We start from the raw sequence: 14408 nt of genomic DNA, 5'->3' as shown, positions 1-14408 counted from the left end.
GGAACACATGATTTTATTTTTAGCAGGCACAAGTGATGCGAGATCATTAGCCATTCACTTGCAAAATCAAGGCTATCCTTTATTAGCAACTGTTGTCACAGAATCTGCAGCTGAAAGCTTGGATGCCCGCCATATACCTTATCAAATCGGGCGGTTATCAGTTGATGATATGATGGCGCTTATTCAGAAGCAAAAAATGACCTGTGTCATCGATGCCAGCCATCCATATGCGGAAGAAGCGTCGAAAACCGCAATGGCAGCAGCACAAGCATGTGAAATTCCCTATATTCGTTATGAAAGGCCAGAAGAACAATTTAATTCACCACTCATAACAGAAGTTGAAAGTTATGAAGAAGCAGCTAAATTAGCTCAGTTTCATAAAGGAACGATCATGCTGACAACAGGCAGCAAAACGTTGGAAATATTTGCTGAATATTTAATGCGCGATGAAATCCGGCTTATTTGCAGAATGCTTCCAAATATAGGGAACATGGAAAAGTGCAATCGTTTAGGTATTAAACAAAAGGACATTATTGCGATCCAGGGTCCATTTTCGGAATCATTAAATAAAGCACTATGTGAGCAATACAATGTGACGCTGATGATTACAAAAGAAAGCGGCAAAGTCGGATCTGTAGATGAAAAAATGACAGCTGCTCTGCAATTAGGGATTCCTGTTATTTTAATAAAGCGGCCAGCGATTAAATATGAAAATTTTTGTACTTCTTTTGAAGAAGTAACTCAACTATTGGGAGGTTTTATTCTTGGCAAACATGAACTTTAATACCAAATTTATTCCTGTAACGGTAGATCCAGACAAGATTTATGATCACAGTTTCGCCATTATCAAAGAAGAAATGGGCGAACATCCATTTACAGATGAGCAATGGCTGGTTGTTCGGCGGGTCATTCACGCTTCCGCAGATTTTGAATTAGGACGCAGTATGATTTTTACACCTGATGCCATTGAGGCAGGGATTCAATCCATTTTAGCTGGCCGTCATGTTGTGGCGGATGTACAAATGATTGAAAGTGGTTCAGGACGTAAGAGATTCCAAAAACATGGCGGTGACTTGCATTGTTATATTGCGGATGAAGATGTCTCAAAGGAAGCGAAGGCTCAAGGAACAACACGGGCTATTATTTCCATGCAAAAAGCAACGCGTTTACATGAAGGAGGAATTTATGCCATTGGCAATGCGCCAACTGCGCTGCTGGAGTTAATTCGATTAATTAAAGAAGGTGTGGCAAAACCGGATTTAATTATTGGGATGCCAGTCGGCTTTGTATCAGCAGCAGAGTCGAAAGCGGAGTTAGCGGTGCTTGAAGGGATTCCATTTATTACAAACGCAGGGAGAAAGGGTGGCAGTACAGTGACAGTCGCTGCACTTAATGCCATTTCGATTATGGCGGATGAACGGGCAAAAGAAACGAAATAAAAAAGATCCTTCACAAATGCGTCACGGCTACACGACAGGAGCTTGTGCAACAGCAATGACAAAGGCAGCACTTCAAGCTCTTGTCGAAGGAAAGGTACCAGATGAAGTCACGATTTATTTACCGGTTGGCCAGTATGCAACATTCAAAGTAACGGCATTTGAAGTGTCAGAAGGCAGGGTAATGTGTGAAACGATCAAAGATGCCGGGGATGATCCTGATGCTACGCATCAAGCACGAATTCAGAGTACCGTTTGTTATTCAAAAGAAAAAGGCATCCATTTAGATGGCGGGGTTGGTGTAGGGCGAGTGACAAAAGCGGGACTGCCTGTACCAGTTGGTCAAGCAGCAATAAACCCTGTACCGCGTAAAATGATATGCGGCGTTGTAAAGGAATCCATTGAAAAATATCAATTGGATTGTGGGATTGAAGTGGTCATTTCCGTACCCGATGGTGAGGAGATTGCTGAAAAAACATTGAATGGGCGTTTAGGCATAATAGGCGGCATTTCGATATTAGGTACACGGGGAACGGTTGTTCCATTTTCAAGCTCTGCTTATATGGCAAGTATCGTACAAGCGATCAATGTAGCAAAAGAATCAGGATGTGAGCATCTAGTCATTACGACAGGCGGACGAAGTGAAAAATATGCAATGCAGCAGTATCCTCATTTACCAGAAGAAGCATTTATTGAAATGGGCGATTTTGTCGGTTTTACATTAAAAAATATTGCGAGGAAGAAGATTCCGAGAGTCTCATTAGTAGGAATGATGGGGAAATTCTCAAAAGTTGCCCAAGGCGTTATGATGGTTCACTCAAAAAGCGCAGCGATAAGCTTTGAGTTTTTAGCAGGCATTGCCAATAAAGCGGGTGTTGATGAGGAGACACAGAGAGAAATTTTGCAGGCGAATACGGCTTCACAGGTTGGTGAAATGCTTCAGGGAAACGAGTCATTTTTTGCAGCAATTTGCAAAAACTGCTGTTATTATGCATTGAATCATATGAATACTGACATAAAAGTGTCGACAACCTTGTATGCGATGAATGGAGACTGTTTAGGAAAGGCTGAGAACATTGACAAATTGGATGAAGATGATTGGTATAGGGGATAACGGCGCGGAAGGATTGCTCCCTCAATATGCTGAGTGGATAAATGATTGTGATGTGCTTGTAGGCGGGGAGCGTCATTTGACATTTTTCCCGGAATATAAAAAAGAGAAAAAAGTAATCAAAGGCGGTTTATCAGCGTTAATAGCTGAATTACAGCAAGAAACACGGAATGTCGTTATTTTAGTGTCCGGTGATCCGCTGTTTTATGGACTTGGAAGTTTACTTGCAAAGAAGCTTCCACTAGAAATTTATCCTTATACCAGTTCGGTACAGCTCGCTTTTTCTAAAATGCAGGAAAGCTGGCAGGATGCGTATATTGTCAGCTTACACGGCCGTTCCATTAAAGGGTTTGCGCAAAGAATTGATGGGCGTAAAAAAATTGCTGTTTTAACAGATGAAACGAATTCACCGCAGGCAATTGCAACGTATTTAAAGCGTTTCGGCATGACAGAATATGATGCCTTTGTTGCTGAAAATTTACAAGGTGAAAAGGAGCGCTGCCGCTTCTTCACTTTGGATGAAATGGAACAAAGCTCCTTTTCTCCATTGAATGTTGTGGTTTTAAAACAGCGCATGGCGGTTGAACGCGCCTCTCTTGGAATTCCGGATGATGCTTTTTTTCAGAGAAAGCCAGATAAAGGATTGATTACGAAAAGAGAAATTCGGACACTTTGTCTGCAGGAGTTAGGGCTTAAAGAGAATAGTATTGTATGGGATATTGGCACCTGCACAGGCTCAGTTGCGATTGAGGCTGCGAAAATAGCTCGGGAAGGTGCCGTGTATGCAATTGAAAAAAATGAGGGTGATCTTGAAAACTGTCTGGAAAATCAATTAAAACATCGTACAGATTTTGTTGCAGTTCTGGGGAAGGCGCCTGACCGTCTGGATGAATTTCCAGATCCGCATGCGATTTTTATTGGCGGTAACGGTGGAAATATGAAGCATCTTTTGCAAACATGTATTACCCGCTTACAGCCAAACGGACACCTTGTTATGAATATAGCAACGATCGAAAATCTGGCAGAAGCGCTGCACCATCTAAAAACATTAGGCTGTGAAGTATCGATATTACAGGCACAAATTTCAAAAAGTAAGCCAATCTTACATTTAACACGTTTTGAGCCGTTAAATCCAATCTATATCGTGACAGCAAAGAAAGGAAAAGAATGATGAGAATGGGAACCTTATTTGGTTTAGGTGTGGGTCCGGGAGATCCAGAATTAATCACAGTAAAAGCATTTCGCAGACTGCAGGAAAGCCCGGTCATTGCTTATCCCAAAAAATTAAAGGGCAGTAAATCTTATGCCCATCGTATTGTTGAAGTATATATTAATCCGGCGGAAAAAGAGATGCTTGGCTTGGTATTCCCCATGACAAAAGATGAGGATACCCTGCGTACTGAGTGGACTAAATCTGTGGAAGCAATTTATGGCTATTTAGTACAAGGAAAAGATGTAGCTTTTGTAACTGAAGGGGACCCGATGCTGTTCAGCACATTTATTCATTTAATGAACTTAATGAAATCGATGTACCCGGATGTCCCAATTGAAACGGTAGCAGGTATTTCTTCATTTAATGGTTCTGTTAATCGTTTAGGGATTGCATTGGCCGATGGTGATGATTATGTTGCCATGATTCCTGCTACGGAGGATATGGATGAAATGCGCCGAGTGATTGAAACACACGATGGGATCGTCTTTATAAAAGTAGCAAAAGTATTAGACGCAATGCTCGATCTGCTGGAGGAAATGAATTTATTAGAAAAAGCACATGTGGTTACAAAAGTTACATCCGATGAAGAGGTCATTTGGAAAATCAATGAACTTCGGGGTGCAGAATTAAATTACTTGTCATGTATGGTGGTGCGCAAATAATGAAGAAAATTTGGATTATCGGAGCAGGTCCGGGAGATCCGGATTTAATCACGGTAAAAGGTTTAAAGCTATTAAAAGAAGCGGATGTTGTGATGTATACCGATTCACTTGTAAGTGAAACGTTAGTAGAGGAAGCAAAGGAGTCGGCTGAAATTATCCGTACAGCAGGGATGCATCTGCAGGAAATGGTGGATTGTATCGTCGATCGTGTTCATGCAGGCAAAAAGGTTGTACGTTTACATACAGGCGACCCGGCGATGTACGGGGCAACGATGGAGCAAGTAGCACTGTTGAAGAACCATGAGATTAGCTGTGAAGTTGTGCCAGGAGTAAGTTCTGTTTTTGCATCTGCAGCAGCTGTTGGGGCAGAGCTGACAATACCTGATTTAACCCAAACACTTATTTTAACACGGGCTGAAGGTCGGACGCCTGTGCCTGAGCGTGAAAAATTACAGGCTCTGGCAAGCCATCACTGTACGATTGCCATGTTTTTAAGTGCGACATTAACAAAAAAAATTACCAAAGAATTGCAGGCAGCAGGCTGGGCAGACGATACACCAGTTGCTGTTGTGCAGCGTGCTTCATGGCCTGACCAAAAAATTGTGCGGACAACACTGGCAGAATTAGATGAAGCAATGCGTGTCAATGGAATTCGTAAGCATGCGATGATTCTGGCAGGCTGGGCATTGGACCCGCATATCCATGAAAAAAATTATCGTTCGAAGCTATATGATAAAACCTTTACTCATGGTTTCCGCAAAGGTGTGAAGGCAAATGATTAGTTTACGTGAAGGTGAAATTCCTGTTATTGAAAAGCGCAAACCATATGCCCTCGTCGCCATAACGAAACATGGGGTGGCACATGCAAGAAGCTACGCGGAAAAATTTCCTTATGCGGACCTTTATTATATGAAGAAATTCGAGCAGGGCGACGAAGACACGCGCAAAATTCAGTTATTTGATGGCACGGTCCGCCTTTTATTGCCCGCTTTGTTCCAGCAGTATAAAGGAATCATTTGCATCATTTCTCTCGGTGCAGTCGTTCGCATGATTGCTCCGCTTTTAATTGATAAAAAGAAAGATCCTGCAGTGTTAGTGGTGGATGATAAAGGTCAGTATGTCATCAGCGTATTATCGGGGCATATTGGCGGTGCCAATGCCTTAACGCATGAATTTGCCCATGCGATTGGTGCAGCACCTGTCATTACAACCGCGTCAGATGTTCAAAAAACGATTCCCGTGGATTTATTCGGCGCCCAATTTGGGTGGATGTGGGATAGCGAAGAAAAATTAACCCCTGTTAGTGCATCGGTAGTCAATGAAGAGCATGTTGCGATCGTACAGGAAACAGGAGAAAAAAATTGGTGGATGTACGACCGCTCAATGCCTGAGAATTTAAACATTTATCCAACGATAGATGAAGCGATCAAGGCAAAGCCGCAAGCGGCACTGCTTATTACAGATCGTGTTATAGAGGCACATGAAGAGGTGCTGCTCGAGAACGGGGTTATCTATCGGCCAAAATCAATTGTACTTGGCATTGGCTGTAATCGTGGTACAACAATGGCAGAGATTGAACAAGTCATAGATGAAACATTAGCAGAACTGTGTTTAAGTAAAAAAAGTGTCAAAGCAATTGCGACCATCGATTTAAAGAAAAACGAAACAGGTCTGCTTGAATTAACTGCTAAACATAACTGGCCGTTTGTCACTTACACTCCAGTCCAGCTAAATGAAATTCCGATGCAAAACCCATCGGAAACAGTCTTTAAATATACTGGTGCGTATGGGGTCAGTGAGCCTGCCGCATTGCGTTATGCGAAAGCGAAAGAGCTACTGCTGGAGAAAAAGAAAAGCGGAAATGTGACGATCTCCATTGCACGAGTCAACTTTGAGGAGGAAGTACGATGAATCGATTTGTTCTTGCCGGTACTGGCAGCGGTGTTGGAAAAACAACGTTCACAATTGGCATCATGCGTGCGCTTATGAAGCGTGGTTTAACAGTCCAGGGCTTTAAATGCGGCCCGGATTATATTGACCCAACATATCATACTGCTGTCACACAACGCCCTTCTCGTAATATTGATAGTTTTATGATGTCCCATGAAACAGTCCGTGCAATTGTCGCAAGGGCGAGCCAAGATGCAGATGCAGCAATTATTGAAGGAGTCATGGGCTTTTATGATGGCAAATCGCCATTATCAAATGAGGGATCTGCTGCTCATATTAGTGAGATTACAAAAAGCCCCGTCATTTTAATTGTCAATGCAGCAAGTTTGGCAAGAAGTGCGGCGGCAATTGTCAAAGGATTTCAAATGTTAGATGAACATTCAAATATTGTTGGTGTAATTGCTAATCAATTAGGCAGTAAAAGCCATTTTGAAATTGTAAAAGCAGCGATTGAACAAGAATGTGGAATTCCCGTTATTGGTTATTTGCCGAAAGGGGCTGTACCAATGATGCCAAGCCGTCATCTTGGTTTAGTGCCAGCCATTGAACGAGGTGATTTAGATTCCTATTTTGATCGTCTTGCAGAAGCAATCGAAGAAACATTGGATATTGAACAGCTGCTGGAAATGACAAAGACAGAATCATTGAACGTCGCTGCATCTATTTTTGATGCACAGCCGCAAAGACAAGAAGTACATATTGCAGTTGCGAAGGATGCCGCTTTTAACTTTTATTATGAAGAAAATTTAGAATTACTCCGTGCATATGGTGCCACATTGCACTACTTCTCTCCATTACAAAATGAGGCAGTTCCAGAAAAAGCGAGGGGGCTGTATCTCGGCGGCGGTTTCCCGGAAGAGTTTGCGGAGCAATTGGCGAAAAATGAAGAAACGAAGCAATCAATAAGAGCCTCGCTTAAACGAGGGATACCAACATTAGCGGAATGCGGCGGTTTTATGTATTTAACAGAGGAAATTGTGAATCGTCAAGGACAGGCATTCCCGATGCTCGGGATTATTCCAGGACGTGTAAAGATGCAGGATAAATTAGCTGCACTTGGCTACAGGGAAATTACAGGTGTTTCTGGCAACTTTCTGATCAATGAAGAGGAGCAGGCAAAAGGGCATGAATTCCATTACTCAACATATGAGGGGGAGCCTGCATCACCAGCTTATTTTAGTAAAGGCCGTTTTCGTGCTCAGCAGGAAGGTTATCTACATAAAAATATTGTTGCAGGCTATACACACTTTCATTTTGCTTCGAATCCACAGCTTGTGAAAAATTGGCTGACAGCATGTTTGGAGGTAAACAATGAATTATTTCCCGCTTTTAATGAATATTGACTATAAAAAGGTTGTTATTGTTGGGGGCGGACATGTAGCGCGTCAAAAGGTAGAAGCGCTTCTGCCGACAAATGCGCAGGTAACAGTGATAAGCCCAGCGGTAACAGAAAAATTGCAGCACTATATTAATGAAGGGCTTGTGACATGGAAAGAAAAAGCATTTCAACCAGCTGATTTAGATGATGCAACACTGATTTTTGCCGTTACAGATGAAGAAGAGGTAAACAATGCAGTGGAAGAAGCTGCCCAGCATTGGCAATTACTTTGCCGTGCGGATGCAAAGGGACGTGTTGATTTCATCAATCCAGCAGTCGTTCGGCGCGGTGATTTCATTTTGACAGTATCGACGTCTGGAGCAAGTCCAGGACTGACACGCCAAGTAAAAACAGATTTAGAAGAGCAATTTGGCGTACATTACGCCCAGTATATTTCTTTTTTAAAGGAAGCACGTCAGCGAATTTTACAAGTGTTTACGGGCGATGAAAAAAAACAACTATTAGCGGAGCTCCTTGATCCACAATTATTACAATGGATGGAACAAGGTGAAAAACAAAATTGTGAAGCGTGGCTGCAGCAGCGTTTAGGAGAAAAAAAGTGAGCGGATTTGTATTTATTGTAGGGGCAGGTCCTGGTGACCCAAAACTCTTAACCATACGTGGATTAGAATGTATACAGAAAGCTGATGTGATTTTGTATGACCGTCTGGTGAATGCTGAATTATTAAAGCATGCGAAAGCTGATGCCGAGCTGATTTATTGTGGAAAAGAACCAGGCAGGCATGGACTTATTCAAGATGAAATTCATCGTGTACTAGTGGAGCAAGCCTATCTTGGCAAGCAGGTTCTCCGCTTAAAAGGCGGTGACCCATTTGTTTTTGGGCGCGGGGCAGAAGAAGCAGCGATTTTACGGCAAGCCGATATTCCATTTGAAATCGTGCCTGGTATTACAGCGGGGATTGCGGCGCCTGCTTATGCAGGAATTCCTGTAACACATCGTGATTATGCTGCAAGCTTTGCAATCGTGACAGGTCATGGCCGCCCAGATAAGGAGCAAGACTTTTTAAATTGGTCGGCGCTTGCTCAACTTGATACGGTGGCCTTTTATATGAGCATTGGCAATATCGATCATATTACAAAAAGCCTAATAACCTATGGCAAAAGTGAAACAACCCCTGTTGCCGTCATTGAATGGGGCACAACCAAACATCAGCGTACGATTACAGGCAAACTCTCCACGATTGCCCAAGATATTCAAATACATCGTATCTCTAATCCAGCCGTGATTTTAGTCGGTGAGGTTGTTAATGTACGGGAACAAATTACTTGGTTTAAAGAAAAGGAGCATGAATTATGTTAGATGCATTAAAAAAACGCCGTGCGATTCGTCAATTTGTAACACGCGAAGTGGAACGTGACAAAATTGAGACATTATTAGAAGCTGCAACGTATGCACCAAATGACCGGATGCGTGAGCCTTGGCATTTCTATGTATTACAGGGGGACAGCCTAAAACGTTATGAGCAGGTGGCGCTTGATTATTTACAAAAACGTTTTCCGACAAAACCGCATTTAGTGGAAAGCTCAATGAAAGCTATCACAAATACACCGCTAATTATTGTGGTGACATCTGCCATTGTCGATGGAGATGAAGGGGCAACAAAAGATAATACCTTTGCAGTCAGCAGTGCGATTATGTCGATGTGGTTAATGGCCGAACAGTTAGGTATAGGAATGGTATGGCGTACACGAGGTGTTGGCTTAGTGCATGATACAGAATTACATAAATTTATTGGCGCATCGGATGGTGAGCAATTAGTAGGGACGCTATGTATTGGGTATCCTGCCGAAGAAATTACTTCAGCGAAAAAGCGTACACCATTTGCAGAAAAAACAACTTGGCTATAAGGAGGTCTGTGCATGGCACGACAGGGAATGCTGTTAGTTTATACAGGAGAAGGCAAAGGAAAAACAACCGCTTCACTTGGTGTCGCATTACGCGCAATTGGCCGCGGCATGAAGGTGAAATACTTTCAATTTATTAAATCACCTGAACGTACATATGGTGAACAAATTGCCCTGCGAAAACTGGGTGTTGAAACCGTGCAATTAGGTGTCGGTTTTACATGGACGAAAACACCAGAGGAGCATCGAGAAGCGCTTGCTAAAGCCTGGCAGATGATAAAAGAAGAATTAAAGGATGAAACAACAGACCTATTAGTGCTGGATGAACTGAATAATGCGTTAGCCATCACACGTTTTCCGATCGACGATGTATTGCCGCTAAATGAGGTGTTAGAGGCCATACAAAACCGTCCTCAAACGATGCACCTTGTCATCACAGGCCGCTCGGCACATCCATCACTTCTCGCTTTAGCCGATTTAGTGTCAACGATTGATGCAACAAAACATTATTATGCGGATCAGGATGTCAAAGCGATGAAGGGGCTTGAGTTTTAATCACGAGCACGCACTGCTTAAATAAATAATCTGGCACCCAATTCATCAAAGAGGGTGACAAAAACTTGGCCGTGGGCGTACAAGCAAGTTGCCGCAAAGGATGATACCATCTTTTATTGCTGGGTCGTGCCGTGAAGAGAGTGTTTAGCAAGTAATGCCCTAGCTGCGTAAATCATACAGGTGTACATAAGCTGAAGTGCATTCTGAGGTATTTAAGCTTTGTACACAGTGAGGGCAGCTGTTGCAAACACAAAAAGGATTGCCAATTTTATGTTGTGGAAGTTGAGGAGAAAATTCAATGATAAAAGCCCCCCCTTTACAGTTTGATTTTGAAAAGCTGTGGAAAGAAGGCATGTTAGACTGGCATGGCAAGATGCCAGAACGAATGGTCAATGATGAGCTGGAAGAAGCATTTTGGGCGCAGTCGATGAAGAAAAAATCATATAAGCAAACAGATGACTATGCGATTAAAATTTACGAAAAAATGAAACAGCATATCCCGCAACATTCAACTTGTATTGAAATTGGGCCGGGATGGGGCAACTATTCATTCCAACTCATTCAAATTGTTAAACATTTAACATTAGTTGATGGTTCTGAAAGTGTGCTTGCTTATTTAAAACAATACTTTGAAAGCGATGGAAATGTTCAGTTCATTCATAGTAAATGGGAAGAAGCACAAATTGAACAGCATGATGTTGTGATTGGGGTGAACTGCTTTTATCGTATGTATGAAATGAATGCAGCGCTTAAAAAAATGAACAGGCTTGCCAAAAAACGTGCCATCATTGGCTTAACAACAGGACCTATTCAACCTCATTACGTTATTTTAGGTGAGCAGTTTGGCTATGACATTAAATATCCGCGGCGTGACTATATTACCATCGTCAATATGCTGTATCAGTTAGGGATTTTTGCAAATTGTGAAATGCTCAAGCTGGAGCGGGAGTATCGTTATGACACTTTACAGCAATTATATGAAGCACAAAGCAAAAAAATCTTATCAGCGCAATTTGATATGGTACATGTGAAAGCATCACTCGAACGCTTTATTTCAATGGAGGATGACCAGTATGTTTACCGTCACCCATTCTATGCTGCAATTATTAGTTGGGAGCCTGTGAAGTTACATGACTAAATTTCGTTTTACATTTCTAATGTAGGTTCTTATTGGAGATTTCTTGCTTCTTTGAAATGGTGAAAAAGGATGTTACAGGTCCTTCATATTTCCTTTCCAATGCCGGACAAGCAAATCTTTATTAAGTGTACATGATGATGCAATAGGGGGAGATCACACTATATGACAACCTGGAATTTAACGCAAATGCAGCGTCACTTACTCATTTGCAATGGGGCAACCTGTATGGGAGCGGGAGCTGAGGCGGTCACGCAGCAAATTCGAGACGAAATCCGGAAAAACCGTTTAGATGAGCATATTCATACATCGCGTACTCGCTGTAACGGCCGCTGTAAAGATAAATGTATCGTAATTGATTACCCAAAGGGGACATGGTATTCGGTTCAACATGAAGAAACTGCACGTGATATTGTTCATGAAGAAGTGAAAGAAGATGCGATCATTTATTCCATGGAGCAAGGTGTGCGGAAACGCAGCGAAGGCCGCATAAAAGGAATTGAAAAATATAAGAAAGGTAATGAACCGATGAAAAAAGCTGTATTATTTGTTGGACATGGCAGCAGGCTGGAGGCAGGGAATACAGAAGTTCGCGAATTTGTCGGGCAAATGAAAGAATACATCGATCCAGACCTTTTAGTAGAAACATGTTTTTTAGAATTTGCATCACCAAATATTGAGGATGGGATTCAGTTATGCATTGAAAAAGGCGCAGGTGAAATCCATGTCATTCCCATCATTTTATTACATGCAGGACACTCAAAACTGCACATTCCTGCAGAAATCGAACATGCTAGAGAGCAGTTCCCAGATGTTCAATTTACCTATGGCCAGACGATAGGTGTTCATGAGGAAGTGTTTGAAATATTAAAAACAAGACTTGCTGAAGCAGGTTTTGATGCGGACCGAAAGCATGAGGATACAGCAATATTATTAATTGGACGAGGCGGCAGTGACCCATATGCTAATGGGGATTTTTATAAAATCAGCAGATTATTGTGGGAGAAATTAAATGTACCTATCGTCGAAAGTGCCTTTATGGGGGTAACAACGCCAACTGTGCAGGATGGGATGGAACGCTGTATAAAATTAGGCGCAAAAAAAATCATCATGCTGCCGTATTTTTTATTTACGGGAATTTTAATGGAAAGAATGAATAAAATGGCCGAACAGTTTAGAGAGACTTATCCGCATGTTTCAATTGATATTGCTCAGTATTTTGGCTATCATCCAAAGTTAAGAACGGTCCTGTTAGAACGTATGAATCAGGCCTTAAACGGTACTTCAACTGGAATACAAGATTTAGAAAATTTCCGTAAATATGCAGAAGAACATGGGTATGAACATCATCATCACCATAATTAAAGGATAGATAACAGTTTTTACACTCCTATCTATTCATTGGTATCCTAAAAGAGGATCAATCATCTTGTATTCTCTAATCTATTAAGCTGTCAAAGATGTTGTTAAAGGTTGAACTGGGTATGTAGCCTTCTTTTTTGGTCGTTGTTCCTCCTGCAGCTGCAAGTTATTTGAATTTTTTCACCTCCATTATCGGATTGATGTTGATAAAAAAGCCCAAATCTCTATTCATACAGAGAAATTGGGCTTTTAATAGATGAAATTTCTAAGGTTATAAAATTGGCAGATTCATAACGTTGCCCCAAATAGTAGGAACGAATAAAAATATACTGCTAATTTGATTCTGGTTTCAAAGATGCTGGTACTGGGTCGAAAATAGTATTTATATGGTGATCAAGAGCTAGATTTGCTGCTCCTAACGCACCGCCAATTTCTGTGAATGTTGATGTTTTCACGGTAATATTTGCAGTTAAAGGACTCATCGCATGTTGTTTCATAACCTTTTCAGCAATCTTTATATAGAGACTGCTGCATTTTGGAATTGAACCACCAAGAATAATCACCTCTGGGTTTAATATGTTGACTAAATTTGCCATCGCAATCCCAAGGTAAGTTGCAGCTTTTTCTACTACTTGCATGGCTAATTGGTCATGTTGATCAGCCGCAATGCAAATATCCTCCGCTTTAAGTAGCTGTAAATCGTAATAAGGATCTTGCTGTAAAACAGAAGGCTCTCCTGTTCTTAGCAACATTCGTGCTTCTTTTTCTATTGCAGGTCCAGTAGCCAGTAATTGCAAACATCCTTTGTTTCCGCAAGGGCATAATGGACCATTTGGTTCGATTGTAATATGTCCCAGTTCCCCAGCCCCTCCAATTGCACCAGAGATGAGCTGTAAATTGTGAAATAACCCTGACGCAATTCCTGTTCCTATCCCTATATAAATCACTTCATTATGCTCTTTGGCTGCTCCGTATCTGCATTCAGAAAGTCCCCGTGCTTTGTGTCGATTTAACACGATCGTTGACCAGTCAATTGTTTCGTTTACTTCCTTTCCAATCTCAATATTATGCCAATCTAAGTCTGATGCACTATAAATTAATCCCAGTTTCGTATTTATTAATCCTGGCATACTAAGGCCAAGTAAAGGAAGAGGTGGGGTATTAAGGGACTGAATGAAGGGATTTAACTTATCTGTCAATGCCCGAATGACTTCCTTAGGGGCAGAATTTTTTACTGGGATTCTAACTTTTTTTAACACATTCCCAGGTAAATCAAAGGCACCGAGAGTCCACTCTGTATTATTAAAATCGGCCCCTATAATACCTCGTGTATATGGTGCTAATTGTAAAGAAATGGCGGGTCTCCCGCCAGTGGATTGACGGCTCCTTGTTTGTTGGACAAGGCCCATATCTATTAATTCGGAGATTGCTAAGGAAATGGTTGCTCTGCTTAATCCAGTTAATTCAGATAGTTGTACTCGAGATACATTTTTATATAGCCTTAATGCTTGAAGAATACTAGCTTTGCTGTTTTTATGTTCCGCTATATTAACATTTTCCATTATTGTTCTCCCTAAAAATATACTTTGTTTATTATTATACAAAAGTTAGTTGGATTAAAAAGATCTTGCGATAGGAATAAGTGTTTTATATAAGGTATAAATTTTTTATAAATTCTGTTAATTTAAATATTGACAAAAGTTAATGGACTAACTAATATGTAAATTAGTAAATAATGTT

Annotated in this window: 15 protein-coding genes; 14 read left to right on the top strand and 1 reads right to left on the bottom strand. The window is 41.3% G+C overall.

The annotated features are described in order from the left end of the window. The first annotated feature begins 7 nt into the window (after positions 1 to 7). From cobK to WQ54_RS18365, 14 genes are all read left to right on the top strand, one after another. Positions 8 to 784, top strand: coding sequence for a precorrin-6A reductase (cobK, locus tag WQ54_RS18430; protein WP_046586113.1), 777 nt, complete (start codon positions 8 to 10; stop codon positions 782 to 784). Then, the gene (locus WQ54_RS18425; RefSeq protein ID WP_197089625.1) at positions 774 to 1439 is read left to right on the top strand and encodes a precorrin-8X methylmutase; all 666 of its coding nucleotides are present in this window, start codon (positions 774 to 776) and stop codon (positions 1437 to 1439) included. The genes cobK and WQ54_RS18425 overlap by 11 nt, the downstream gene beginning before the upstream one ends. Continuing rightward, positions 1414 to 2550, top strand: coding sequence for a cobalt-precorrin-5B (C(1))-methyltransferase (locus tag WQ54_RS18420; RefSeq protein WP_046586145.1), 1137 nt, complete (start codon positions 1414 to 1416; stop codon positions 2548 to 2550). Before WQ54_RS18425 ends, WQ54_RS18420 begins: the two co-directional genes overlap by 26 nt. Further along, positions 2525 to 3718, top strand: a complete 1194-nt coding sequence (locus WQ54_RS18415; protein WP_046586143.1) for a bifunctional cobalt-precorrin-7 (C(5))-methyltransferase/cobalt-precorrin-6B (C(15))-methyltransferase — start codon at positions 2525 to 2527, stop codon at positions 3716 to 3718. The genes WQ54_RS18420 and WQ54_RS18415 overlap by 26 nt, the downstream gene beginning before the upstream one ends. Further along, positions 3718 to 4422 carry a precorrin-2 C(20)-methyltransferase gene (gene cobI / locus WQ54_RS18410; protein WP_046586108.1) on the top strand — a complete coding sequence of 235 codons (705 nt, stop codon included), beginning with the start codon at positions 3718 to 3720 and terminating at the stop codon, positions 4420 to 4422. Before WQ54_RS18415 ends, cobI begins: the two co-directional genes overlap by 1 nt. After that, positions 4422 to 5204 (top strand): precorrin-4 C(11)-methyltransferase, encoded by a 783-nt coding sequence (cobM, locus tag WQ54_RS18405; protein ID WP_046586106.1) that lies wholly within the window; start codon positions 4422 to 4424, stop codon positions 5202 to 5204. Before cobI ends, cobM begins: the two co-directional genes overlap by 1 nt. Further along, positions 5197 to 6333, top strand: a complete 1137-nt coding sequence (locus WQ54_RS18400; protein WP_046586104.1) for a cobalt-precorrin 5A hydrolase — start codon at positions 5197 to 5199, stop codon at positions 6331 to 6333. The genes cobM and WQ54_RS18400 overlap by 8 nt, the downstream gene beginning before the upstream one ends. Continuing rightward, positions 6330 to 7715, top strand: coding sequence for a cobyrinate a,c-diamide synthase (locus tag WQ54_RS18395; RefSeq protein WP_046586102.1), 1386 nt, complete (start codon positions 6330 to 6332; stop codon positions 7713 to 7715). The genes WQ54_RS18400 and WQ54_RS18395 overlap by 4 nt, the downstream gene beginning before the upstream one ends. After that, a complete protein-coding gene (locus tag WQ54_RS18390) occupies positions 7684 to 8313 on the top strand; it encodes a bifunctional precorrin-2 dehydrogenase/sirohydrochlorin ferrochelatase (protein ID WP_046586100.1) in 630 nt (209 codons plus the stop codon). The genes WQ54_RS18395 and WQ54_RS18390 overlap by 32 nt, the downstream gene beginning before the upstream one ends. Continuing rightward, positions 8310 to 9071, top strand: coding sequence for a uroporphyrinogen-III C-methyltransferase (gene cobA / locus WQ54_RS18385; RefSeq protein WP_046586098.1), 762 nt, complete (start codon positions 8310 to 8312; stop codon positions 9069 to 9071). Before WQ54_RS18390 ends, cobA begins: the two co-directional genes overlap by 4 nt. Continuing rightward, complete coding sequence (locus tag WQ54_RS18380) at positions 9065 to 9619, top strand: nitroreductase (RefSeq protein WP_046586097.1); 555 nt, start codon at positions 9065 to 9067, stop codon at positions 9617 to 9619. The genes cobA and WQ54_RS18380 overlap by 7 nt, the downstream gene beginning before the upstream one ends. A 12-nt stretch (positions 9620 to 9631) precedes the next feature. Continuing rightward, the gene (locus WQ54_RS18375) at positions 9632 to 10171 is read left to right on the top strand and encodes a cob(I)yrinic acid a,c-diamide adenosyltransferase (RefSeq protein WP_046586095.1); all 540 of its coding nucleotides are present in this window, start codon (positions 9632 to 9634) and stop codon (positions 10169 to 10171) included. A 298-nt stretch (positions 10172 to 10469) separates the two neighbouring features. Next, positions 10470 to 11309, top strand: coding sequence for a class I SAM-dependent methyltransferase (locus tag WQ54_RS18370; protein WP_046586093.1), 840 nt, complete (start codon positions 10470 to 10472; stop codon positions 11307 to 11309). 162 nt (positions 11310 to 11471) lie between these two features. Next, positions 11472 to 12671: a CbiX/SirB N-terminal domain-containing protein gene (locus WQ54_RS18365; RefSeq protein WP_046586091.1), complete on the top strand. Its 1200-nt coding sequence runs from the start codon at positions 11472 to 11474 to the stop codon at positions 12669 to 12671. Positions 12672 to 13000: 329 nt separating this feature from the next. Here the strand turns inward: WQ54_RS18365 and WQ54_RS18360 are convergent, their stop codons facing one another. Next, on the bottom strand, positions 13001 to 14230 hold the full coding sequence (locus WQ54_RS18360) for an ROK family transcriptional regulator (protein ID WP_046586089.1): 1230 nt from the start codon (positions 14228 to 14230) through the stop codon (positions 13001 to 13003). Between the last annotated feature and the right edge of the window lie 178 nt (positions 14231 to 14408).

This window comes from Bacillus sp. SA1-12 (assembly GCF_000981385.1).
Lineage (GTDB): Bacteria > Bacillota > Bacilli > Bacillales > Bacillaceae > Metabacillus.
This window is presented reverse-complemented; position numbering and strand designations above follow the sequence as displayed.